The following is a 23,471-nucleotide window of genomic DNA, read 5'->3' as shown; positions in this document are numbered from 1 at the left end:
GCCGGCGGGAGGCTACTGAGCCGGCTTGACCAGCGGGAAGAGGATCGTCTCGCGGATACCGTGGCCGGTCAGCGCCATCAGCAGGCGGTCCAGCCCCATGCCCATGCCACCCGACGGGGGCATCGCGTACTCCATCGCTGTGAGGAAGTCCTCGTCGAGACGCATGGCCTCGTCGTCGCCCGCGGCCGCCAGGAGCGCCTGCGCCTCGAAACGCTGACGCTGGATGACCGGGTCGACGAGCTCCGAATAGGCCGTGGCCAGCTCGAAACCGCGGACGTAGAGGTCCCACTTCTCGACCTGCCCCTTGACGGTGCGGTGGTCGCGGGTCAAGGGAGACGTCTCGACCGGGAAGTCACGGACGAATGTCGGTGCATACAGGTGGTCGCCCACGAGGTGCTCCCAGATCGCCTCGACGAGCTTGCCGTGACCGGCACGCTTGGTGTCATAGGAGATCTCGAGGCGGTCCGCGATCTTGGACAGGTGTTCCACCGGCGTTTCCGGGGTGATCTCCTCGCCCAGGGCCTCGGACAGCGAGTCGTACATCTTGAGCTGCGCCCATTCACCGCCGAGGTCGTATTCCTCACCGCCCGGAAGCTCGACCACCGTGGTTCCCAAGGTGTCCAGGGCGGCACGCTGCACCAGGTTCTGGGTCAGCTCGGCCATGGTGTTGTAGTCGCCGTACGCCTCGTACGCCTCGAGCATCGCGAATTCCGGGGAGTGCGTCGAGTCGGCGCCCTCGTTGCGGAAGTTGCGGTTGATCTCGAACACGCGCTCGACACCGCCCACGACCGCACGCTTGAGGAAGAGCTCGGGGGCGATGCGCAGATACAGCTCCATGTCGAACGCATTCATGTGCGTCGTGAACGGGCGGGCCGCCGCACCGCCGTGAATGGTCTGCAGCATGGGCGTCTCGACCTCGAGATAGCCGCGCTCGTGGAAGTTCTCGCGCAACGACCGCACCACACCCGCGCGCAGGCGGACCATGTCGCGCGCAGCAGGGCGGGCGATGAGGTCGACGTAGCGCTGACGGACCCGGCTCTCCTCCGAGAGGTCCTTGTGCAGCACGGGCAGCGGGCGCAGCGACTTCGCGGCGATCTTCCACTCGTCCGCGAAGATGCTCAGCTCACCGCGGCGCGAGCTGATGACGCGCCCGTGGGCGAACAGGTGGTCCCCCAGGTCGACGTCGGCCTTGAACGCGGCGAGCGACTCCTCGCCCACCACGGCCTGGCTCAGCATGACCTGGAGGCGGTTGCCCTCACCGTCCTGGAGCGTGACGAAGCAGAGCTTGCCCGTGTTGCGCAGGAACACGACACGACCGGCGACGCCCACCACGTCGTCGGTCTCCTGACCGCTCTCCAGGTGCTCGTACGCCGCGCGGACCTGGGCGATCGTGTGCGTGCGCGGGACCGAGACCGGGTAGGCCTCCTCGCCCTGCGCCAGCAGGCGCTCACGCTTCTCGCGCCGGACCCGCAGCTGCTCGGGGAGGTCGTCGGACTCGTCGACGGGCACCGGGGCGGTGGGCACGACGGGCGTCTCGTCGGAGGCGGGCACGGCAGCGGCAGCGGGATCGGGGGAGGTCACGCGTCGATTCTACCGGGGAGCGCCGGAAGGGATTCCGGCGCTCCCCCGCGGTGCTCGTGCAGCCTGCGGGCCGCGACCGGGCTCCGGGGCCCCGCGGTTCAGCCGATCAGGTCGAGGGCCAGGTCGAGGATGGGCGCCGAGTGCGTGAGCGCCCCGACCGACAGGTAGTCGACCCCGGTCCCGGCGACCTCGCGCGCCCGGTCGAGCGTCAGGTTGCCGGTGGCCTCGAGCTCGATCTTCGCGGGGCCGCCCGGGGCCCCCTCGCGCTCGCGCACCCGGCGGACGGTGTCCGCGAGCACGGGCGTGGGCATGTTGTCGAGGAGCAGGAAGTCGGCGCCCGCGTCGAGGGCCTCCATGGCCTGGTCGGTCGTGTCGGCCTCGACCTGGATCAGGACGTCGGGGAACATCCGGCGGACGGCCTCGATCGCGCCCGCCACCGAGCCCGCGGCGACGACGTGGTTGTCCTTGACCATCGCGACGTCGTAGAGCCCCATGCGCTTGTTCGTGCCACCGCCCGCGCGCACCGCGTACTTCTCGAGGGCGCGCAGGCCCGGCGTGGTCTTGCGGGTGTCGAGCACCTGGGCGCCCGTGCCGTCGAGCTCCCGGGCCCACGCGCGGGTCGCGGTCGCGACGCCGCTCGCACGGCTCGCGAGGTTGAGGAGCGTGCGCTCGGCCGTGAGGATGACCTGGACCGGGCCCGTGAGGGCCGCGAGGACACGGCCGCGGGTCACGGCGTCGCCGTCCTGCGCGGTGAAGGTGACCGCGACGGGTGCGAGCCCGAAGCGCTCGGCGACCTGCCGGGTGACCTCCTCCACGACCACGAGGCCGGCCACGACGCCGTCGGCGCGTGCCACGAGGTGGGCGGTCCCCGTGCCCGACGGCGGCACGGTCGCCTGGGTGGTCACGTCCCGTCCGGGCGTGGGGCCGAGGTCCTCGTCGAGGGCGCGCGTGACGATGTCGGCGACCCACCGGGGGTCGAGACCGGGCTCGATGAGAGAGGGAGAGTTCACGCGCTCACGCTACCGCTGCTCGGCCGCGCGACCCCGCCCGCTCCGCACCTCAGACGAGCCGCAGCTCACCGTCGGCGCCGAGCGTGACCTCGATCCGCCGGGCCCACGCGGGCTCGACCTCGGGGAAGTCGGTGCGGAAGTGTCCGCCCCGGCTCTCCTCGCGCAGCAGCGCCGCCTCGGTCAGGACGGTCGCCACCTGGTGGACGTTGGTCGTCTCCCACTCGGCGGTCTGCGGCACGGCGACCACGTCGGTCGCCCGGTGGGCGTCCGTGCGGACCGCCGCGAGCCTGTCCGCCGCGGTACGCAGCCCTTCGCCGTCCCGGATCACGCCGGGCCCCGCCGACGAGATCGACTGGACCCGCGAACGGGCCGCTGCGGGCACGAGCGCGGCCTCGCCCGCCCGCTCGACGGGCTCGCCGAGCGGCAGCTCGCCGGCCGCGACGCGCGCGGTGATCTCCTGCGCGGCACGGTAGGCGAAGACCAGGCCCTCCAGGAGCGAGTTCGACGCGAGACGGTTCGCGCCGTGCACACCGGTGCACGCGACCTCGCCCACGGCGTAGAGGCCGTCGAGCGTCGAGCGCCCGTGCAGGTCCGTGACGATCCCGCCCGAGTGGTAGTGCTGGGCGGGCGCGACCGGGATCGGTTCCTCGGTCAGGTCGATGCCCTGCTCGAGCAGGCGCTCGGTGATCGTCGGGAACCGCTTGCGCAGGAACTCGGCACCGAGGTGCCGGGCGTCGAGCAGGACGTGGTCCGACCCCGTGGCCGCCATCTGGCGCACGATCGCGTGCGCCACGACGTCGCGCGGCGCGAGCTCGGCCATGGGGTGGACCGCGGGCATGAACCGGTGGCCGTCGGTGTCGAGGAGGATCGCGCCCTCACCGCGCACGGCCTCCGAGATCAGCGGGAGCTGTCCCTTGGCACCGAGGCCGAGCCACAGCACGGTCGGGTGGAACTGGACGAACTCGACGTCACCGAGCGTGGCGCCGGCCCGCAGCGCGGCGGCCATGCCGTCGCCCGTCGCCTGCGGCGGGTTCGTCGAGGAGCGGAAGACCTGGCCGATCCCGCCGGTCGCGAGCACGACGGCCCGGGCGAGGGCCGCACCCACGCCGTCGCGCGAGCCCTCGCCCCGCACGTGCAGCGTGACGCCGCACGCCCGCTCACCGCCCGGGGCGTCGGGCGAGGTGGTCAGGACGTCGAGCACGAGCGCGTTCTCGATGACCTCGATGCCGGGATCGGCGAGCACGGCCTCGAGCTGGGCGACGAGCGCCCGGGAGATCTCCGCGCCCGTGGCGTCGCCGCCTGCGTGCGCGATGCGGTCCGCGTGGTGGCCTCCCTCGCGAGTGAGCGCGATGTCGCCGTCGGGCGCGAGGTCGAAGTTCGCGCCGCGCCCCACGAGCTCGCGCACGCGCTCGGGTCCCTCGGTCACGAGGACCTCGACCGCGGCCGGGTCGCACAGTCCCCCGCCCGCGGCGAGCGTGTCCTCGAGGTGCGCGGCCGGGGAGTCCGACGGGTCGAGCGCCGCGGCGATGCCGCCCTGCGCCCAGACGGTCGAGCCGGACGACAGCTCGCCCTTGGTCACGAGCAGGACGTGCGGGACGTGCGTGCGCAGCTCGAGCGCCGCCGTGAGCCCCGCGATGCCGGAGCCGACGACGATCGCGTCGGCCGTCGTCGTCCACCCCGGGGCGGGCGCCGCCAGGCGGCGGGCGAGACGGCGGGGAACCCGGCCGTCCACGCCCGGCAGGTAGCCCTGCGCGGACTCGCCGACGGGCACCTGCACGGCCTGCGTCACTCGACCGACGCGGACTGGAAGGGGGCGATGGGCAGCCCGCTCGGCTCGAGGTCGTAGCCCTCGGGCACGAGGCCCGGCTCGTCGCTGACCTCGACGATGCGGTTGTCACCGTCGACGAACACGACGTTCGGCAGGAAGTGCCGCGCCTCGTGGTCGGCGATCATGCCGTAGGCGATGAGGATGACGGTGTCCCCGGGGTGCACCAGGTGCGCGGCCGCACCGTTGATGCAGATCTTGCCCGAGCCGCGCTCGCCGGGGATCGCGTACGTCGTCAGGCGAGAGCCGTTGGTGACGTCGACGATGTCGACCTGCTGGCCGGAGATGATGTCCGCGGCCTCGAGGAGGTCCACGTCCACGGTCACGGACCCGACGTAGTGGAGGTCCGCCTGCGTCACGGTGGCGCGGTGGATCTTCCCGATCATCATGGGTCGCTGCAAGGAAGCGGGGCGGCGCGTGCCGTCCTGCGGTCCCGTCTGGGTCACTGCGTGCCTCCTGGGCGGGCCGTGCGGGTGACGGGGGGCGCCACGTCCACGGCCAGGTTGTCGATCAGTCGGGTGGAGCCCACGCGCGCCGCCACGAGCAGCAGCGCAGGTCCCACGTACTCCGGTTCCAGGTCGTCCACGGTAGTCGGGTCGACCAGTGCGAGGTAATCGACCACAACGCCGGGGTGCTCGTTGAGCATTCCCGAGGCCACCTCGATGGCCCCCGCCCCGCCCTGGCCGGCCGCCGCGGCCGCGGCCCCGGCACGCAGCGCGCGGCTCAGGGTCAGCGCGTCGGCCCGCTCCTGCGCCGACAGGTACGCGTTGCGCGAGGACAGCGCGAGCCCGTCGTCGTCGCGCACGATCGGCACCCCGACGACCTCGACGTCGACGTTCAGGTCGGCGACCATGCGGCGGATCGCGAGGAGCTGCTGCGCGTCCTTCTCGCCGTAGAACGCGACGTCCGGGCGGGTCAGGTGCAGCAGCTTGAGCACCACGGTCAGGACCCCGTCGAAGTGGCCGGGGCGGAAGGCCCCCTCGAGGACCGTGCCGATGCGCCCCGACGTGACGCGCACGATCGGGTCGCCACCGGGGTACATCTCCTCGACCGAGGGTGCGAACACCAGGTCCACGGCCGGGCGGCCCGGCGCGGGCTCGTCGAGCCCCGCGAGGAGCGCCACGTCGGCGTCGAGGTCGCGCGGGTAGCGGTCCAGGTCCTCGTCGGGCCCGAACTGCAGGGGGTTCACGAACACCGTGACGACGACCTGTCCCGCGGGGCCGACGCGCTCGCGCGCCGCGCGCACGAGCTGCAGGTGCCCGTCGTGGAGCGCCCCCATGGTCATGACGACGGCTCGCGCAGCGGTCCGCGGCGGTGCGTCCGGGCGGGGACCCGCCGTGCCCGACGGCGCAGCCCCCTCGGGCGCTCCGGCGGCGGTCCCGGCAGGGGCCTCCAGGGCCGTGCGCAGCGCGGCACGTGTGCGGACGACGAGCGGCTGCACCCGGGTGACGGGCGGGGGGACGGACATCACTGACCTTCCTCGAGGACGTCGAGCAGCTCCTGGGCCTGGCGGGCGTCGATGCGCCCTGCGGCCAGTGCTCGGCTCGTGGCTCCGCGGCTGAGCTCGCGGTAGGACGCGGGCACGTCGGTCGCGGCGACGTGCGGCGCCGACTCCTGGGCCGAGGTCACGGCCAGCGCGCGCAGCACCTCGAGGTGCTCGGCGACCGTGCCCACGTCCCCGCGCGACACCGGACCCGTCAGGGCCGAGATGGCCCCCGGGCCCGCTCCCCCGCCCGCGTCGGCGGAACGCGTCGCGCCGTCGAGCGCCGCCGAGAGCAACGGGGCCAGCACGCGCCCCGGCTGCTCGACGCCAGCGGCCTCGAGGGCCTGCGCGGCCTGCGCGACGAGGACCACGAGGTGGTTCGCCCCGTGCGCGAGGGCTGCGTGGTAGAGCCCGCGAGCCTCCTCCTCGACCACGACGGGCTCGCCGCCGAGCTCGACCACGAGGGCCTGCCCGATGGGCTGGACCGGGGCCGGTCCCGTGACCGCGAACGTCGTGCCCTCGAGGCGCGACAGGTCGAGCGAGGTGCCGGAGAACGTCATGGCGGGGTGGATCGCGAGCGGGATCGCACCCAGCGCGCGCGCCGGGTCCAGCACCCCTGCGCCGTACCGGCCGGACGTGTGCACGACGATCTGCCCGCCCTGCCACGCCCCGACCTCGGCGAGACCCGAGACCAGGCCCGGGAGGGCGTCGTCGGGCACCGCGAGCAGGACCAGCTCCGCGCGCCGCACGACCTCCTCGACCTCGAGCACGGGAACCCCGGGCAGGAGCATCTCGATGCGCTCGCGCGAGGCCTCGGAGATGCCGCTCGCCCCGACCACCGCGTGGCCCGTCGCGCGCAGCGCGCTGCCGAGCACGGCCCCGACGCGGCCCGCTCCGACTATCCCCACGCCCAGCCGTCCGGGGCGCCGGCGTTCCGGCATGCCTTGGTCGGTCATCCCTCAGTCACCTGTTCCTTCACCGTTCTCGATCCGTTCGACGGCCGCCGCGACCTCGTCGCGCCTCATCCACAGCTCGGGCCCCGCGTGCGCGCGCGCCTCGCGGGCACGCCGGGCCTGCTCGTCCATGAGGGCTCCTGCGACGTGCTCGTCGAGGTGCGGCACCGACGGCGTGACGGGCCCGGGCACCGAGTGCACCGCGAACGTCGCGACCCGCAGACGCCGCTGCCACGGGCCCTGCTGCAGCCCCAGCGACTGCGTGCGCTCGTGCGGCACGATCTCCACCCGGCGCACCAGGCGCCCGCGCCGCAGGACCAGCGCTCGGCCCGTGACCGCGAAGCCGTTGCGGCGCCACGAGAGCGGGTCGAGGATCCGGGCGCGCCGCGGGGCCGTGGTGAAGTGGGCCCCGGCGTCGATCCCTGACAGCGCCTCGTCGAGCAGCGCGCGCGGGTCGACCGTGCCGAGGTCCGGCAGGACGAGCCACACCGCGCCCAGCGCCTCGTCGCGCGTGCCGACGGGCAGCAGGACGCTGTTGTTCGTCGTGCCGTCCGCGCTCTGGCCGTAGCCCGCCACGTTGACCTCGACGCGCCACCAGTCGGCGCTGCGCCACAGGAGCCCCTGCGTGAGGCGGATCGCCTGCACGCGCCCGGGCGGGATGGTCTGCGAACGGGTCTCGAGCAGGCCGTGGCGCAGCCGGATGCCGTCGGGCGAGATGGCGCTGCGGAAGTTGAACTCGCGCGTGAACCGGCCGAACAGGTATCCGCCGACGCCCAGGACCAGGGGGAGCGCCGTGAACAGCGTCCCGATCTCGCGCGTACCGACCGCGACGCCGATCAGGCCGAGCACGGCCAGGACCAGGACGATCATGGCGACGGTACGGATCAGCGACCAGATCAGGCGACCCGGCGGGACCTCCATGACGGGCTGCTCGGGAGCCTCGGGGGCTTCGAGGAGCACGTGCCCGACGACGTCGCCCACCCCGGGAGCACCGGCGCCGGCCGCGTCGACGGGAGCCGCCGGGACCGCGTCGCCGCGGGGAGCGTCACCGACGGCAGTGCTGCCTGCGGCGCCCCCTGCCGGAGTCCCCGGGACGGCAGCGGGCCGCGCGGGCGTCGTGCCGAGACGCAGGCCCGCCGCCCGGGCGAGCAGCTCGGCCCGCAGGTGGTTCGCCTCGTCGAGCTTGAGGAAGCCGAGCTTGATGCCCGAGTCCGAGCCACCCGCGACCTCGAGCTTGAGCTCAGCGAGACCGAACAGGCGCGCGACGAGCGGCTGGACGATGTCGACGGCCTGGAGGCGGTCGAGTCGCGCCTTGCGCTGCTGCCGGAACAGGACGCCCGTGTGCAGGCGGACCGACTCGTCGTCGATCGCGTAGGTCGTCATGCGCCACGCCAGGGCCGAGTAGCCCAGGCCGATCAGGCCGATCACGAGGATCGCGCCCAGGACCTGCCACCAGCCGTTGCCGGCCAGCATGTTCTGCCCCTCGGGGAGCCCTTCGAGCGTGCGGTTGCCGACGATGACGAGCAGGACCGCGATCACGGACCAGCCCCGGACGACCGGGGTCACGGGGTGGACGCGGTGCCAGGTCAGGTCGGTCGGCGGAGACTCGGGCGGAGTGCTTCGCTCGGTCATAGCCCGGCCAACCGTGCCTCTCCACGGGACGCGAGACGGTCGCGCAGGCGCTCGGCCTCAGCGGGCTCGAGCCCCTCGATCGACGCGTCGGTCGCGGGCGACGCGGTGTGCAGCTGGACCTGCGCGATCCGGAGCTTGCGGGCCAGCGGGCCGGCCTGCACGTCGACGTACTGCATGCGCCCGTAGGGCACCACCACGAGCGAGCGGAACATCACGCCCTTGCGGATCAGGAGGTCCTCGTCGCGTTCCGCGTAGCCGATCGCACGGACCTGCCGGGGCACGACCAGGGCGCACCAGACGCCGATCACGAGCGCGACGGCCGGGACGATCCACAGCCACACGAGGCTGAAGACCAGCGCGAAGACGGCCCCCAGGACGAACGGCACGAGGAGCGAGATCGCCACCGTGACGAGCCGCGCGGTGACGAGCCGGCTCGAGACGCCCTGCCAGGTCACCCCCGGCGGGTCGAAGGGTCCGCTGGGTGCCGTCGCCGGGACCCGGTCGACGGGATGATCGGAGGCGTGGTCGGTCATGGCCTCATCCTCCCATCCAGGGCACGCCCGCCGCGTCGTCCGACGTGCTGACGCGCGTCAGCCTGCGGCGTCGGCCTCGGGCTCGTGGTCGCCGGGGGCCCTCGACCGACCACCCGGGCCCGGCTCGGTGTCCTCGGGCGGGAGCTGGCAGAACTTCTCCACCACGAGCCCGACGACGGCGAGCACGAGCGCGCACGCGGCCGCGATCCCCGCGGCGACCGCCCGGTCGCGGCGCGCCTCGATCGCGAGGTCGCCGAGCACCGCGACGACCTGCGCCAGGTACCACCCGGCGAGGATCGAGCCCGTGAGGGCCGCCGCCTTGGCCAGCACCAGCGTGCGCGCGGCGCGCAGCGGGTCGAGCGACGGCCGACGTCCCTTGAGGTACGAGCGGACCGCCCACCCCGCCCAGAACACTGCCGCGGCCAGCCCGACCAGGGCCACGTCCACGACCCACGGCACGGCAGGCAGATAGGTCGCACGGCGCTCGAGCCCGACGACGACGAGCCACCCGAGCAGCGTCGTGGCGACCGTGACGAGCAGCAGCGTCGTGACCTTGGTGCGTCGCATCAGCTCGACGGACCGCGCAGGTCGGCCGGGAAGGACATGGGCACGCCCGTGATCGGTTCCTGCTTGACCGGCTGGGCAGGGGAGACGGGCTGTGCCGGGTGCACGGGCTGGAAGGCGCTGGCCGGCGCCTCGTGGACCGGGCGGAACGCCGGCGCGGCCGGCTCCGGGGCCTGGGCCTGGGCCGGTGCCTGGGCCTGACGACCGACGGGTTCGGGGGCGAACGCCGCCGGCGCCGGGAGCTGCGCCTCAGGGACCTGCTGCGCAGGAGCCGTCAGTGCGGACCAGCTCGGCGCGACCGGGGCCGGGGCGTCCGAGGAGCCCGCCGGTGAGCCGCCGAGGCGGTCCGTGGCGCCCTGCGGCGAAGGGCCCGGTTCCGGGGTGGTCGGGGTCTGCTGAGCGGAGACGTCCGCCCACAACGGCGGGACCTGCGGGTGCGGGGGCTCCTGGCCGTCCTGCGGGTGCACGGGGTGGAAGGCCGGGACGAAGGACGCCGGCTCGGCTGGAGCAGCCGGGACCACAGGCGCGGCCGGCTGCTCCTGGACGTCGGGTGCCGGTGCGGGTGCCGGTGCTGGTGCAGGTGCGGCCACCGCGGGCTGGTCGTGCGTGGCCCGAGGGGCCTCGGGCTCAGCCGGAGCCTCAGGTGCTGCGGTCTCGACCGGAGCGGGCTGCGCCGGGGCGCTCTCCACCGGGGCGGCAGCCGGCTCGACGACGGGAACCGCCGGCGGTGTCGCCGCAGGAGCAGGCTCGGGCTCCGCGTCCGTCAGCCAGTCGAGCGCGAGCCAGCGGATGCCGCCACGGTCCGGAGCCGTCGCGGCCAGGGTCGCGACCGGGCCGCCGCCGAGCCCGGGCAGGAAGGCCTCCGGGGCGACCTGCGCCCAGGGCTCCAGGACGAACGCCCGCTCGTGAGCGCGAGGGTGCGGCAGCTCGAGGTCCTCGGTGATCTCCGCGACGGTGCCGTAGACGATCAGGTCGACGTCCAGGGTGCGCGGCCCGTTGCGTTCCGCGCGCACCCGCCCGTGGGCGTTCTCGACTCCCTGGCAGGCCCTGAGCAGGGCCCGCGGGGACAGGGTGGTGCGCGCGAGCAGGATCGCGTTGAGGTAGTCGGGCTGGTCAGGCCCGCCGACCGCCGCGGTCCGCGCGAGCGGCGAGACCTCGGTGATCTCCAGGCCGGAGATCCGGTCGAGGTCCGTGACGGCGTCGCGAAGCGTCTGCTGGGCGTCGCCCAGGTTCGCGCCCAGAGCGAGGACGACCGGCACGAAGCCCGACGGCACCTCGTCGAGGCGATCGGTCTCGACCGCGGGCTCGGGTGCGGGTACGACCTCGGGCTCGGGCGCTGCCTGCGCCGCCTGCTCGGGAGCCGGGACCGGGGCGGGCGCGGGCTCGGGCGCTGCCTGCGCCGCCTGCTCGGGAGCCGGAACCGGAACGGGGGCGAGCGCGGGCTCGGGCTCGGACGACGGCTCGTCCGCGACCGCGGTCGAGGCTCCGACAGCGTCCACGGTGTCGCCGGACTCGGCCGACGGGACCGTCTCGGCGGGCTCGGCGATCTCCTCGATCGCGAGCGGCTCGGGCTGGACGGCGGTCTCGAGCTCGACGGGAAGCGCCTGCGCGTGGCCGGGCTCGACCGTGGCCACCGGCTCCGGGTCCTGCGCCCACGGCTCGGCCGGCTCTGCCGCAGCGACAGGCACGGCGGGCACTGCCGGAACCGCGGTCTCCGCCAGGGCGGCGACCTCCGGCGCGTCAGCCACGACCGGCACGACCGGCTCGGCGAGAGCGCCGGGCTCGGCAGGAGCGGGCTCGTACGCTGGGGCCGCATACCCTGCGAGCGGCTCGAGGCTCACGGGGGCCTCGATGGTCGCCACCTCGTCGGCGGGCTCGTCCGCAGCGACCGGCTCGGGCCCGGGCGCGACCTCCTCGACGGCCTCCGGGACGGGCTCTGGTGTCACGACCACGGCCAGAGGCTCGGCCTCGTACGAGACCGGTGCGACGTCGTCGGGCACGACGGGAGCGCCCTGCGGAGCCGAGGCCTCCAGGACGACCGCGGGCTGCGCCGCGACCTCGTCGACGGGAGCCGGCGCGCTCAGCGCGTCCTCGGGTGCGCTGTAGAACGAGTCGAGCGCCTCGACGAACTCCGCGTCGGAGATGCTGCTCGTCACGGACTCCCCCGCGGGAGCGCCGAGGTCCTCGGGAACCGCGAGGAAGCCCTGGTCGGTCGAACGGTCGGGGGCCGCGACAGGCGCCGCGGGCGGGATCGACGGTGGCATCACGGCGGGCGCCTCGAGCGGCGTGACGGCGGTGGGGCCGGGCTCTCCGACCGCGACGTTGCCGAGCACCGCGGGGGTGATCGAACCCACCGGGAGAGGGACCACGCGAGCGGGCTCGACCGCGACCACGGGCACCTTCACGCGGTCGCGGCGGATGACGACCTCGACGTCGTCGAACGGCACCGTGATGGGCGCCTGCGGCTTGTGGATCGCGACGTCGACCGCCTCGATCGACGCGTGGCGCAGCGCGACCGCGGCGACGCGCTCGGCGACCGTCTCGATGAGGTCCGCGGGCGAACCGGCCAGGACCGCGACGACGTCCTCCGCGACGACCGCGTAGCTCACGGTGTCCTCGAGGTCGTCCCCGGACGCGGCGCGCCGCGTGTCCAGGTGCAGCACGACGTCGGCACGGAAGAGCTGACCGTCGATCCGCTCGTGCTCGAAGACACCGTGGTGCCCCGTCGCGCTGAGCCCCGTGAGCCGGATCTGGTCGAGAGGGCGACCGTCGGTCCCGTGCACCGCTCCCTGGAACGCTGTGCTCACGTCGTACTCCTGTCGTCGCTGTCGTTCGTTCCGCTGTCCTTCGCCCGCTGCGCCGCCCGGTCGGGCAGGTCCTCGGGGCCAGCGGTCGTTCGTCCCGCCGGTGTGCCGGAGGAGACCGCCTCGGCGACCGTTCCCCCGGAGGCATCTTCCCCCGTCGCCCCGGCCCGAGTCCACGCCGCGGCGACCCGCACCGCGTCCGCCGAGGACCGGACCGCGTGTACGCGCACGCACCAGGCACCCGCTGCCGCCGCGAGGGCCGTGATGGCCGCGGTCGCCCCGTCACGTGCGAGCGGGGGGACGGGCTCGCCGTCCGGGCCCGCGAGGAGGTGACCCAGGAACCGTTTGCGCGACGCGCCGACGAGGACCGGGAAGCCCAGCTCCCGCAGGACGTCCAGGTGCGTCAGGAGCGGCCAGTTCGTGGAGCCCGCCTTGGAGAACCCCAGCCCTGGGTCCAGGACGATCTGCTCGTCCCGCACGCCCGCCGACCGCAGCGCCTCGACGCGTGCGGCGAGCTCGTCGCGCACGTCCGTCACGACGTCGTCGTACTGCTCGAGGTCGTCCATGACGTCCGCGTGCCCTCGCCAGTGCATGACGACGAACACGGCCCCGGTGCGCGCGACCACACCGGCCATGTCCGGGTCCGCGAGGCCCCCCGAGACGTCGTTGATGATGCGCGCGCCGGCCGCGACGGCCTGCTCGGCGACGAGCGCCCGCGTCGTGTCGACGCTGACGACCGCTCCCTGGGCCGAGAGCGCGGAGATCACGGGCAGGACCCGGGCCAGCTCGTCCTCGACCGGTACGCGCCCCGCACCGGGGCGCGTGGACTCGCCCCCGACGTCGAGGACGTCCGCACCCTCCGCGAGGAGCTCGAGGCCGTGCTCGATCGCCGCGCGCGGCTCGAACCACTCGCCACCGTCCGAGAAGGAGTCGGGCGTGACGTTGACGACGCCCATGACGAGCGTCCGGTCGACCTCCCCCAGCTCGGGAAGGAGAGCGGGGGTCGTGCCGTGCTGCGTGTACCGCACTGCGTCGTGCCTACCGTCCCAGGATCAGGCTCATGGCCTCGGCGCGGGTCGCGCCGTCGCGCATCTGGCCGCGCACGGCCGACGTCACGGTCCGCGAACCGGGCTTGCGCACGCCCCGCATGGACATGCACAGGTGCTCGCACTCGACCACGACGATCACGCCGCGCGGCGCGAGGTTCTCGACGAGCGCGTCGGCGATCTGCGACGTCAGGCGCTCCTGGACCTGGGGGCGGCGCGCGAAGACGTCGACCAGGCGGGCCAGCTTGGACAGCCCCGTGATGCGACCGTCCACGTTGGGGATGTACCCGACGTGCGCCACACCGTGGAACGGCACCAGGTGGTGCTCGCACGTCGAGTAGACCTCGATGTCCTTGACCAGCACCATCTCCTCGTGACCGAGGTCGAACATGGTGGTCAGGACGTCCGAGGGCTCCTGGCGCAGGCCCGCGAAGATCTCGCGGTAGGCGCGAGCGACACGGGACGGGGTCTCCTGGAGGCCCTCGCGGTCCGGGTCCTCGCCCACGGCGAGCAGGAGCTCACGCACTGCTGCGCGGGCCCGCTCCTCGTCGTACTCGGGGACGTCCGCCGGGGCGCGCAGCCCCTGGTCGGGCACCTGGGCCACGTCAGACCTGCCCGTCGTCGACCACGCGGTCCGCGGGGACCTCGCCGATGCGCTCGGGCGGGAGCTCGTCGGCCGCCGCGGCGGCCTCGTCCTGCGGGACCACGACGGGCTGTCCCTGCGGGTCCTTGGGCAGCGTGGCCTTCTCGGCCTCGGTCATGACCGGGGGCCGCTGCGAGACCGAGCGCTGCTCGCTCGAGAGCCAGACCTCACGCGCGTCGCGCTTGACGACGGGAGCGAAGATCTCGGCGAGCTCGGCCTGGTTCAGCGTCTCCTTCTCGAGGAGCTCGAGGACCAGGTGGTCGAGCACGTCGCGGTACTGGACGAGCACCTCCCAGGCCTCGTCGTGGGCCGACTCGACCAGGCGGCGGACCTCGTGGTCGACCGTGCCCGCGACCGACTCGGAGTAGTCGCGCGTGTGGCCCATGTCGCGACCCATGAAGGGCTCGCCCGCGCCGATGCCGAGCTTGATCGCGCCGACGCGCTCGCTCATGCCGTACTCGGTGACCATCTTCTTGGCGATCGCGGTCGCCTTCTCGATGTCGTTCGAGGCGCCCGTCGTGGGGTCGTGGAACACGAGCTCCTCGGCCACGCGGCCGCCCATGGCGTAGGCGAGCTGGTCGAGCAGCTCGTTGCGCGTCGTGGAGTACTTGTCCTCGAGCGGCATGACCATGGTGTAGCCGAGCGCACGACCACGCGGCAGGATCGTCACCTTGGTGACGGGGTCCGTGTAGCGCATGGCCGCGGCGACCAGGGCGTGACCGCCCTCGTGGTACGCCGTGATCTTCTGCTCCTTGACGTTCATCACGCGGGTCCGCTTCTGCGGGCCGGCGATCACGCGGTCGATGGCCTCGTCGAGCGCGCGGTCGTCGATGAGCTGGGCACCCGAGCGCGCGGTGAGCAGCGCGGCCTCGTTGAGCACGTTCGCGAGGTCCGCACCGGTGAAGCCGGGGGTGCGGCGCGCGACGGCGGCCAGGTCGATCTCGGGGACGATCGGCTTGCCCTGGGCGTGCACGGCCAGGATCGCCTCGCGGCCCTTGAGGTCGGGTGCCTCGACCGCGATCTGGCGGTCGAAACGGCCCGGACGCAGGAGCGCGGGGTCGAGGATGTCGGGGCGGTTGGTCGCCGCGATGAGGATGACGTTGGTCTTGACGTCGAACCCGTCCATCTCGACGAGGAGCTGGTTCAGCGTCTGCTCGCGCTCGTCGTGCCCGCCGCCCATGCCGGCACCGCGGTGGCGGCCGACGGCGTCGATCTCGTCGACGAAGATGATGGCCGGCGAGTTCTCCTTGGCCTGCTGGAACAGGTCACGGACACGGCTCGCGCCGACGCCCACGAACATCTCGACGAAGTCCGAGCCGGAGATCGTGTAGAACGGCACGCCCGCCTCGCCGGCGACGGCGCGCGCGAGGAGGGTCTTGCCGGTCCCGGGAGGCCCGTAGAGGAGCACGCCCTTGGGGATCTTGGCGCCCACGGCCTGGAACTTGTCCGGCTCGGCGAGGAACTCCTTGATCTCGTAGAGCTCCTCGACGGCCTCGTCCGCGCCGGCGACGTCGGCGAACGTGACCTGCGGGGTGTCCTTCGAGGCGAGCTTGGCCTTGGACTTGCCGAAGCCCATGACCTTGGAGCCGCCGCCCTGCATGCGGGACAGCAGGAACCAGAACACGAGCCCGATGATGAGGAACGGCAGGATGAGCGAGAGCGCCGACGCGAGGAACGAGGGACGCGCGATCTCCGAGTTGTAGCCCTTGGGAGGGTTCGCCTCGGTCACGGCGTTCACCACGGCCTCGCCCTGGGGTGCGACGTAGAAGAACTCCACGCTCTTGCCCTGGGACTTGCCGTCGACCTCGTAGTTCTCGGTGAGGGTGAGCTGGACGCGCTGGTCCCCGTCGACCAGGAGGGCCTGCTCGACCTTCCCGTCCTTGAGGAGCTCGAGCCCGGTCGAGGTGTCGACACGGTGGACGCTGGGTCCGGACAGGGCCATGAAGGCGATCCCGAGGATCGCCAGACCCACCACGATCCAGACGATCGGCCCGCTGAGAATCTTCTTGATGTTCATCGGCGACGGGGACGAGCCCCCGCATCCCTCCACTCGCGCAATGGTTCCGCCAGTGAAGTTACACGCACAACCTGGCAGTTGGCTGGTCTGTTCGCCCAGGGCGTGGCTTCGAGGAGCGGCGTCCCGCGCGGGTCGCGGCCTGAGCCGCGGGCTCGCCCCGCGGTGCCCGGCGGCGGGGGCGCGACCGAGGTCGGCGCCCCCGCCGCCGTCACCGGTCGGGGCTGGGGTGAGGCGTCAGGACGAGTAGACGTGCGGGGCGAGCGTGCCCACGAACGGCAGGTTGCGGTACTTCTCCGCGTAGTCCAGGCCGTAGCCCACGACGAACTCGTTGGGGATGTCGAAGCCGATGTAGCGCACGTCGACCTCGGTCTTCGCGGCGTCGGGCTTGCGGAGCATCGCCGCCACCTCGACCGACGCGGGGCCGCGGCTGCGCAGGTTCGACAGCAGCCACGAGAGCGTGAGGCCCGAGTCGATGATGTCCTCGACGATGAGCACGTGGCGCCCCGTGAGGTCGGCGTCGAGGTCCTTGAGGATGCGCACGACGCCCGAGGACTTGGTGCCCGAGCCGTAGGACGAGACGGCCATCCAGTCCATCTCGACGTCGTGGTGCAGGCGGCGGGCGAGGTCGGCCATGACCATGACCGCTCCCTTGAGGACGCCCACGAGGAGCAGGTCCTTGCCCGCGTAGTCGCGGTCGATCTGCTCGGCGAGCTCGTCCAGCCTCCCGCGGAGCTGCTCCTCGGTGAGGAGGATGTTCTCGAGGTCGTTGCCGACGTCGGATGAGTCCACGGGTTTCACTCCTGTGCTGGTTCTTCTGATGGGGTTCGCGCGAGCGAGGGGAGGCCGTTCCGGCCCCAGGAAGAGTCTCCCACGGGTGCGCGAGGCGCGAAGGTCGCCCGGGAGGTGCGCGGGACCCTGGCCCCGCCACGCGACGACCAGGGCGTCGAGCGTCGCGACGTGGCTCGCGAAGAGCGAACCGGCGGGACTCCCGGCCTCCTGGGCCGCGGCGCGCAGTGCCCGACGGCGCAGCGCGGCCGGGGCGTCCGCCAGCACCTGGGTGTCGAGCACCACAGCGACGTCCGGTCGGGTCACGGGCGGTTCGTCGCGCGTCCCGACGGGCCGGGCGCCCCGTGAGGCCGGGGCGTCGGCGTCCGCTCCGAGCGGTTCGCGAGGTTCGTCGGGCTCGGCGACCCGCGCCTCGTCGAGCAGCCGGGCCGCGAGGTCGTCGAGCAGGTCGGCGTCCTCGCGGAGCTGGTCGGCCGTCCGCGCCAGCGTGACCGCGACCCCCGGGCCGAGCACGCCCTCGAGGACCGGGAGCACCCGGGTGCGCACCTGCGAGCGCAGCGGCAGGTCGACCCCCGCGTCCTGCGACGGCGCGCCGGCCGCGCCGCCGTTCGTGGGGTCGGTCCACCACGTCAGCCCGTTCGCGGCGCACACGGCCTCGGTGTCGGTGCGACGCAGCCCCAGCAGCGGACGCCGGTAGACGCCCCGTCTGGCCGCCATGCCCGCGAGCGAGCGGGCCCCCGACCCGCGCGCGAGGCCCAGCAGCACGGTCTCGGCCTGGTCGTCGAGCGTGTGCCCCAGCAGGACCGCGGCCGCCCCCGTGCGGTGAGCGACGTCGTCGAGCAGGGCGTAGCGCGCGTGCCGCGCGGCCGCCTCGAGCCCACCCCGGCTCCCGACCCGCACGCCGCGCACCTCGACCGGATCCAGGCCCAGCGCGCGGCACTGCTCGCCCGCGCGCGCCGCGACGTCGGCGCTCCCTCCCTGGAGGCCGTGGTCCACGACGACCGCACCGGCCCGCAGGCCGTCGCGCGACGCCACGAACGCCGTCGCGGCCGCGAGCGCGAGCGAGTCCGCCCCGCCCGAGCAGGCCACGAGCACGAGCGAGCCGGGCGCGAGGTCGCGCAGCGCGGCACGCACCGCACGGCGGGCCGCGGCGTCCGCGGGACGAGGTCCGACCACCCTGCGCCCCGTCAGCCGTGGACCCGGCGCACCCAGGCGCCGGGTTCCGCGATCTCGCGGGCCGAGGGCAGCGTCCCGGGGCTCGTCCAGACCGCGTTGAGGCCGTCACGCCCGACCTGCCTCTCCACGGCACGGACGAACGCCGCACCGTCGCGGTACTGCGCGAGCTTGGCGTCCATCCCGAGGAAGCGGCGCAGCACCGTGTCGAGCGTGCTGCTGCCCTGCCCGTCGCGTCGCGCCTCGAACCGGGCACGGATCCGACGCACCGTGGGGACCGTCCGGCGACCGACGGCGTCCATCATGACGTCCGCGTGCCCCTCGAGGAGCGCCATGACTCCGGACACCTCCTCGAGGACGGCCTTCTGGTCGGGCGTGAGCAGGCCCTCGGCCACGCCGCCGCCCTCGCCCCGGACCGCACGCACGACGACGCGGCCCGCGGTCGCGACCTTCTCCCGCAACCGGGCGTCGGCCAGGTGACGCGACGACTCCGAGAGCCCCACGAGCAGGTCGTGCGCGCGGGCCCGCAGGTGGTCGGCGAGCCACGGGGCCGCCGCGAACTGCAGGGCGTGCGTCTGCTCGTGGAGGCACACCCAGAGGCGGAAGTCGGCCGGGACCAGGTCCAGGTCCCGCTCGAGCTGGAGGACGTTGGGCGCGACGAGGAGCAGTCGGCCGGGGGGTGCGCCGCCGTCGGGCCGACCGCCTGCGGCGCTGAGTCCGCTACCGCCTGCGGCGCTCTCCGCGCTACCGCCTGCGGCGCTGTCAGCACTACCGCCTGCGGCGCTGTACGGATCGAACTGTCCCAGCACCCTGCTCGACAGCGCCGCGAGCACCGCCCCCACCTGCGCCGCGCCCACCAGGGCCGTCGTCGCCGAGACCGGCTTGTCGTCCTTCCCCGTCAGCGCGTCGGCGACTCCGTCGGTCAGGCTCGCCATGACCTCGGTGTTCGCCCGCGCCCAGCGCGGTCGGTCGACCACGAACACCTGCGACAGCTCGGCAGGCTCCTCGCTCGCGACGCCCCCCGGTGCTGCTGCGCTGCCGGGCAGGGCGGCCGGCACCATGCGCGTGACGCGCAGGACGTGCGGGACCGCGTCCGACGCCGCGGTCCGCAGGCCCGCGACGAGCTCCGCGAGCTCGTCGCGCGAGGCCAGGGGACCCGGCCGGGCCACCCGTCCGGCGATCTGCGCTGCTGCGGACCAGTCGACGAGCGGCGTGCCGAGCACGGGAGACGTCATCGCCCCACCGTAGCCGCTGCGCTCAGCCGGTCGACCGTCGCGCCCGTTGCAGACGACCCGCAGCACGCGATCAGTCCGCGAGGCCCCCGACGAACCCGTCCATGAGCAGCCGGGCCCCGTACGACCCGCCCTCGGGCAGCGCGTCCGCGAGGAGGACGAACACGAGCTGGCGCTCCTGCACCGTGACGACCGTCCCGGCGAGCGAGGTCACTCCTGGCAGACTGCCCGTCTTGGCACGGACGAGACCGCGCCCGGGCGACGCCAGGAAGCGGTCGTCGAGCGTCCCCGACAGGCCCGCGATCGGCAGGCCCACGGCGCCGGCCCGCAGCCCGGGCTGCGCAGGGTCCGTCAGGAGCATGAGCGTCGCGGCGAGCTGGTCCGCGGTCACGGCCGAGCCGTCCCCGAGGCCCGAGCAGTCCGCGAGCACGGCCCCCTGCATGTCCACCCCGAGCCGCTCCATGCTCGCCCGGACCGCCTGGGTCGCGCCGTCGAACGTCGCGGGCAGGCCCGCGTCGATCGCGACGAGGCGGCCGACGACCTCGGTGATGGTGTTGTCGGAGTGCTGGAGGAAGTAGCCCACGACCTCCTCGAGGGTCGCGGACTCGACCGACCCGAGGAGCGTCGCGTCGGCCGGGGCCTCCCCGCGCTCGGGGGCGCCCGTGACCGTGATGCCCACGTCGGCGAGCCGCTGCGCGAAGATCTCGGCCGCGGCGAGCGAGGGGTCGGGGCTCCGCTTGGCGTACTCCGCGTCGCTCAGCCGGGCCACGTCGACCCCGAGGGCCGTGACGGGCGCGACGTAGCCCGCGGTCACGTTCCCGGCGAAGACCGCCGGGCTGACGGTGGGACCCGAGAAGTACCGGTCGTCGACCACGAGCCGCACCGTCGTCGCGCCCGTGAGCTGGAGCTTGCCGGCCACCTGGGCGGCGAGGTCCGCGAGCCCGGCCCGCCCGTTGACCGCCAGGGGATCGCCCTCCCCAGCGGCGAGCATCATGTCGCCGCCACCCACCAGGGCGATCGTCCCCGACCCGACGTCGACCACCTTCGTGGTGAGCGTCACCTCGGGCCCGGGCGACGCGAGGGCCGCGGCGGCCGTGAAGATCTTCTGCGTCGAGGCCGGGACCATGGGGGTCCCCGCGCTGCTCTGCGCGAGCACCTCGCCCGTGATCCGGTCCAGCACGACGCCGCCGGCCCGGCTCCCCATCCGAGGATCCTTGACGAGCGCGTCGAGCGAGGCGGAGATCTCCGCGGCGTCCGGCACGGGTGCGCTCTCGTCGAGCACCGAGAGCGTCTGCGCAGGTGACGCGGTGCCCACGGCGCCCGGAGGCGTCGGGAAGGGCGCAGCGGGCGCGACCGCGGGCGCGGTCGTGAGGATCCCGGGGACGACGTCGTACGCGTCGGCCGTCAGGTAGCCGCCCGCGAGCACCACCACGATCCCCGCAGTGATGCCCGTCCGCGCTGCCCAACCCATCTGATCCTCTTCCCTCCTGCCGGCGACCCTTCGGGTGGGACCGCTCTCCGTGCGCATTATCACTCAGGAACCGCAACGTTCCCGGGGTCCGGCCACTGCTGACCCAGGTCGTTCGTGTCACACTAGAGGGCGCATGATGGCCCGGTCTCCCCTCGAAGGTCCACGCCGCCCCTCGGGACGGCCCACCTCCACCTGGCAGGGAAACACCGGAGCCGCGTGCGCACGACAGCCGATTTTCATGACCGCCGCACCGCGACCGAGCGGGTGCGCCGGTTCAACTGGAGGAGAACAGTGGAGTTCGACGTCACGATCGAGATCCCGAAGGGCCAGCGCAACAAGTACGAGGTCGACCACGCGACAGGTCGCATCCGTCTTGACCGCATGCTGTTCACCTCGACGCGCTACCCGGACGACTACGGGTTCATCGAGGGCACCCTCGGCGAGGACGGCGACCCGCTGGACGCCCTGGTCCTGCTCGAGGAGCCCACGTTCCCCGGCTGCCTGATCCGCTGCCGCGCGCTCGGCATGTTCCGCATGCGCGACGAGGCCGGGGGCGACGACAAGGTCCTGTGCGTCCCCACGGGCGACCAGCGTGCCGCGTGGCGCCAGGACATCGACGACGTGTCGGACTTCCACCGTCTCGAGATCCAGCACTTCTTCGAGGTCTACAAGGACCTCGAGCCGGGCAAGTCCGTCGAGGGCGCCCACTGGACCGGTCGCACCGAGGCCGAGGCCGAGATCGAGCGTTCCATCCAGCGCGCGATCGACAGCGGCTACCACACGCCCGGCCACTGACCCTCCGCACACCGCGCAGGGTCGGCCGACGGACGGCCACGAACCACCACGAGGACCCGGTCTCCACCAGGAGGCCGGGTCCTCGTGCGTCCGGTCGTTCCCGTCTCCGGCCGGCCGCCGTCCAGACGGCCCCTAGGGCCGCCCGGCGTACGGCATCGAGTCCTTCCAGCGCACGGCGCTGATCTTGACGGGCACGCCCGCGTAGATGGCCTCGATCATCTGGCCGTTCCCGACGTACATCGCGACGTGCCAGATCGAGCTCGGGTCCTGCGGGTCGTCGCCGTAGAAGATGAGGTCGCCGGGTCGGAGCTGGTCGTAGCCGATCTTGGCGACCTTCGCGTACTGCGAGCGCGAGGTCCGCGAGATGCTCACTCCCACGCTGGCCCAGGCCTGCGACGTGAGGCCCGAGCAGTCGTACGCGGGCCCGTTGCCGCCCCACAGGTAGGGCGCGCCGATCTTGGTACGAGCCCAGTCGGCCGCGGCCTGCCCCTTGGCGGCGCCGGACCCGGGCGAGGTCACGGGAGGCGTGACGGGCGGGGTCACCGGAGGTGTGACGGGCGGCGCCACAGGAGGGGCCACCGGCGGAGCGACCGGGGGGTCGGGCGTCGTCACGGGAGGCGTGACGGGCGGGGTCACGGGAGCGCTCCCCCCGCCCGACGGTGGAGCGGGCGTCCCGGCGTCGGGCGCCGGGGGCGCAGGAACGGCCAGGGCGTCCCGCTCGGCCTGCGCCTGGCGCTCGGCGGCGAGCTCACGCTCGGCGTCGAGGGCGTCCTGGCGCGCCCTCTCGACCTCGACGGTCGTGGCACGCGCTGCCGCGAGGTCGGCGATGAGCTCGTCGCGGCGTGCGCCCGCGGCCCGGATCGAGCCCTCGATCGCCTGCTGCGCCTCCTGCGCCGCGGCGAACGTCTCCTCGGCTCGCTCCGAGGCCGCGACGCGCGCCTCCTCGGCGGCGGTCGCGCGTGCCCTGGCCGCGTCCGCGAGCGCCCGGGCGGTGCGGTGCCCGTCGGCGACCGTCTGGACCTTGCGCCCCGTGAGCTTCTGGGCGCGCTCGGACTCGACGATCTGGTCGAGGCCGTCCGACTCCACGACGACCTGCAGGGCGTCGAGCGACCCGCCCGACTGCCGGGACGCGCGATAGACGGCCCCCATGGCCGAGCGGGACTCGGCCTCGCCGGCCTCGGCCGCGGTGAGGGCGGTCTGCGCCCCGTCGACCTCGACGCGCGCCGCGTCGAGCTCAGCCTGCGCGTCGGCGTAGTCCTCGGCCGCGAGGCCCGCCCGGATCCAGGCGTCGTCACGCTGCTCGGCGAGCGTGGCGAGGTCGGCCTCGATCTCGGCCACCCGTGCCCCTGCCGCCTGCTCGTCCTGCTGGGCCGACCGGACGTCGTCGTCGGTCGGGGGTTCGGCCCGGACGGCCGGGGCGATCCCGCCACCGAGCGTCACGACCAGGGCTCCGACGAGCGCTGCGCGACCCGTCCGCCGTGGTGACGTGCTCTCGAGGGGCGCGCTGCGCCGTCGGGCAGAGGGGAACAGGCGCACCACGCTTCCCCGATCGGTCGACGACGCGCCCTTGCCGCGCGGGCGGACGGGCGCCGCCGCGGGCGCGGCGGACGTCCAGTCTCCCCGGTGCCGCGGTCGCGCGCGAGCCGACCACGGCCCGCGCCGGGTCGATCGATCATCTCGCGAGGCCAGGTGATCTCACATCGCAAGACGCGGGTTTCGCCGGATGAGATACCGACCTACTCTCGACAGCATGACCTGCCGCCGAATGTGTAGCTGACCCCCAGCGCACGTTCGCCTGCCTGCGGACCCCCTCCGGGACGAGCTGCACCCGCCGACCACGACGTCGGCAGGAGTCGGCCAGTCTCGCCCGGAAGGCCCGCACCCCCGCGTGCGCACCAGTCCACCACTGCCCCGCCGCGGACC

The 23,471-nt window shown here is 74.0% G+C and carries 18 protein-coding genes and 1 pseudogene; 1 reads left to right on the top strand and 18 read right to left on the bottom strand.

What is annotated here, in order from left to right:
- Positions 1-12 precede the first annotated feature (12 nt).
- The 17 genes and pseudogenes from lysS to dacB all read right to left on the bottom strand — a co-directional run bounded on the left by lysS (position 13) and on the right by dacB (position 20,753).
- Positions 13-1,524, bottom strand: a complete 1,512-nt coding sequence (lysS, locus tag OERS_RS18160) for a lysine--tRNA ligase (RefSeq protein ID WP_068627481.1) — start codon at positions 1,522-1,524, stop codon at positions 13-15.
- Between the two features lie 155 nt (positions 1,525-1,679).
- Positions 1,680-2,591 (bottom strand): carboxylating nicotinate-nucleotide diphosphorylase, encoded by a 912-nt coding sequence (gene nadC / locus OERS_RS18155; RefSeq protein WP_068627476.1) that lies wholly within the window; start codon positions 2,589-2,591, stop codon positions 1,680-1,682.
- Between the two features lie 49 nt (positions 2,592-2,640).
- Entirely contained in the window at positions 2,641-4,323 is a 1,683-nt protein-coding gene (locus OERS_RS18150) for an L-aspartate oxidase (RefSeq protein WP_068627480.1), read from the bottom strand.
- Between the two features lie 53 nt (positions 4,324-4,376).
- On the bottom strand, positions 4,377-4,805 hold the full coding sequence (gene panD, locus OERS_RS18145) for an aspartate 1-decarboxylase (protein ID WP_248948737.1): 429 nt from the start codon (positions 4,803-4,805) through the stop codon (positions 4,377-4,379).
- Between the two features lie 53 nt (positions 4,806-4,858).
- Positions 4,859-5,884, bottom strand: a complete 1,026-nt coding sequence (gene panC / locus OERS_RS18140; protein WP_056645222.1) for a pantoate--beta-alanine ligase — start codon at positions 5,882-5,884, stop codon at positions 4,859-4,861.
- Positions 5,884-6,855, bottom strand: a complete 972-nt coding sequence (locus OERS_RS18135) for a Rossmann-like and DUF2520 domain-containing protein (protein ID WP_068627475.1) — start codon at positions 6,853-6,855, stop codon at positions 5,884-5,886. The genes panC and OERS_RS18135 overlap by 1 nt, the downstream gene beginning before the upstream one ends.
- 3 nt (positions 6,856-6,858) lie before the next feature.
- On the bottom strand, positions 6,859-8,484 hold the full coding sequence (locus OERS_RS18130) for a PH domain-containing protein (protein WP_068627474.1): 1,626 nt from the start codon (positions 8,482-8,484) through the stop codon (positions 6,859-6,861).
- Complete coding sequence (locus tag OERS_RS18125; protein WP_068627473.1) at positions 8,481-9,017, bottom strand: PH domain-containing protein; 537 nt, start codon at positions 9,015-9,017, stop codon at positions 8,481-8,483. The genes OERS_RS18130 and OERS_RS18125 overlap by 4 nt, the downstream gene beginning before the upstream one ends.
- Before the next feature lie 57 nt (positions 9,018-9,074).
- On the bottom strand, positions 9,075-9,584 hold the full coding sequence (locus tag OERS_RS18120) for a DUF3180 domain-containing protein (protein WP_068627472.1): 510 nt from the start codon (positions 9,582-9,584) through the stop codon (positions 9,075-9,077).
- A complete protein-coding gene (gene folK, locus OERS_RS22140; protein WP_248948735.1) occupies positions 9,584-12,388 on the bottom strand; it encodes a 2-amino-4-hydroxy-6-hydroxymethyldihydropteridine diphosphokinase in 2,805 nt (934 codons plus the stop codon). The genes OERS_RS18120 and folK overlap by 1 nt, the downstream gene beginning before the upstream one ends.
- On the bottom strand, positions 12,385-13,341 hold the full coding sequence (folP, locus tag OERS_RS18110) for a dihydropteroate synthase (protein WP_083201598.1): 957 nt from the start codon (positions 13,339-13,341) through the stop codon (positions 12,385-12,387). The genes folK and folP overlap by 4 nt, the downstream gene beginning before the upstream one ends.
- An 82-nt stretch (positions 13,342-13,423) precedes the next feature.
- On the bottom strand, positions 13,424-14,026 hold the full coding sequence (gene folE / locus OERS_RS18105) for a GTP cyclohydrolase I FolE (protein ID WP_056646542.1): 603 nt from the start codon (positions 14,024-14,026) through the stop codon (positions 13,424-13,426).
- A 10-nt stretch (positions 14,027-14,036) separates the two neighbouring features.
- Positions 14,037-16,091 (bottom strand): ATP-dependent zinc metalloprotease FtsH, encoded by a 2,055-nt coding sequence (gene ftsH, locus OERS_RS18100; protein ID WP_068627470.1) that lies wholly within the window; start codon positions 16,089-16,091, stop codon positions 14,037-14,039.
- 234 nt (positions 16,092-16,325) lie between these two features.
- Complete coding sequence (gene hpt, locus OERS_RS21855) at positions 16,326-16,880, bottom strand: hypoxanthine phosphoribosyltransferase (protein WP_056645212.1); 555 nt, start codon at positions 16,878-16,880, stop codon at positions 16,326-16,328.
- 81 nt (positions 16,881-16,961) lie between these two features.
- Positions 16,962-17,966, bottom strand: a pseudogene (tilS, locus tag OERS_RS21850) (tRNA lysidine(34) synthetase TilS); the annotation flags it as partial.
- A gap of 98 nt (positions 17,967-18,064) precedes the next feature.
- Positions 18,065-19,285, bottom strand: a complete 1,221-nt coding sequence (locus OERS_RS18090; protein WP_068627478.1) for a zinc-dependent metalloprotease — start codon at positions 19,283-19,285, stop codon at positions 18,065-18,067.
- Positions 19,286-19,355: 70 nt separating this feature from the next.
- The gene (gene dacB, locus OERS_RS18085) at positions 19,356-20,753 is read right to left on the bottom strand and encodes a D-alanyl-D-alanine carboxypeptidase/D-alanyl-D-alanine endopeptidase (protein ID WP_068627468.1); all 1,398 of its coding nucleotides are present in this window, start codon (positions 20,751-20,753) and stop codon (positions 19,356-19,358) included.
- A gap of 291 nt (positions 20,754-21,044) precedes the next feature.
- Between dacB and OERS_RS18080 the strand changes: the two genes are divergently transcribed.
- Positions 21,045-21,548 carry an inorganic diphosphatase gene (locus tag OERS_RS18080; RefSeq protein WP_056645206.1) on the top strand — a complete coding sequence of 168 codons (504 nt, stop codon included), beginning with the start codon at positions 21,045-21,047 and terminating at the stop codon, positions 21,546-21,548.
- Between the two features lie 132 nt (positions 21,549-21,680).
- Here OERS_RS18080 and OERS_RS21305 read toward each other — a convergent pair whose 3' ends face one another.
- Entirely contained in the window at positions 21,681-22,988 is a 1,308-nt protein-coding gene (locus tag OERS_RS21305) for a C40 family peptidase (RefSeq protein ID WP_139107931.1), read from the bottom strand.
- Positions 22,989-23,471: the final 483 nt, after the last annotated feature.

This window comes from Oerskovia enterophila, from assembly GCF_001692445.1.
Lineage (GTDB): Bacteria > Actinomycetota > Actinomycetes > Actinomycetales > Cellulomonadaceae > Oerskovia > Oerskovia enterophila.
The sequence above is the reverse complement of the archived record's forward strand: the minus strand, read 5'-3'. Positions and strand labels throughout refer to the sequence as shown.

What these genes read in the sequence shown, in the direction of transcription:
- OERS_RS18135 (WP_068627475.1), bottom strand. Translation starts at nt 6,855, where the DNA reads ATGACCGACCAAGGCATGCCGGAACGCCGGCGCCCCGGACGGCTGGGC.
- OERS_RS18130 (WP_068627474.1), bottom strand. Translation starts at nt 8,484, where the DNA reads ATGACCGAGCGAAGCACTCCGCCCGAGTCTCCGCCGACCGACCTGACC.
- dacB (WP_068627468.1), bottom strand. Translation starts at nt 20,753, where the DNA reads ATGGGTTGGGCAGCGCGGACGGGCATCACTGCGGGGATCGTGGTGGTG.
- OERS_RS18125 (WP_068627473.1), bottom strand. Translation starts at nt 9,017, where the DNA reads ATGACCGACCACGCCTCCGATCATCCCGTCGACCGGGTCCCGGCGACG.
- panD (WP_248948737.1), bottom strand. Translation starts at nt 4,805, where the DNA reads ATGATGATCGGGAAGATCCACCGCGCCACCGTGACGCAGGCGGACCTC.
- ftsH (WP_068627470.1), bottom strand. Translation starts at nt 16,091, where the DNA reads ATGAACATCAAGAAGATTCTCAGCGGGCCGATCGTCTGGATCGTGGTG.
- OERS_RS18090 (WP_068627478.1), bottom strand. Translation starts at nt 19,285, where the DNA reads ATGACGTCTCCCGTGCTCGGCACGCCGCTCGTCGACTGGTCCGCAGCA.
- panC (WP_056645222.1), bottom strand. Translation starts at nt 5,884, where the DNA reads ATGTCCGTCCCCCCGCCCGTCACCCGGGTGCAGCCGCTCGTCGTCCGC.
- folP (WP_083201598.1), bottom strand. Translation starts at nt 13,341, where the DNA reads ATGGGCGTCGTCAACGTCACGCCCGACTCCTTCTCGGACGGTGGCGAG.
- OERS_RS18120 (WP_068627472.1), bottom strand. Translation starts at nt 9,584, where the DNA reads ATGCGACGCACCAAGGTCACGACGCTGCTGCTCGTCACGGTCGCCACG.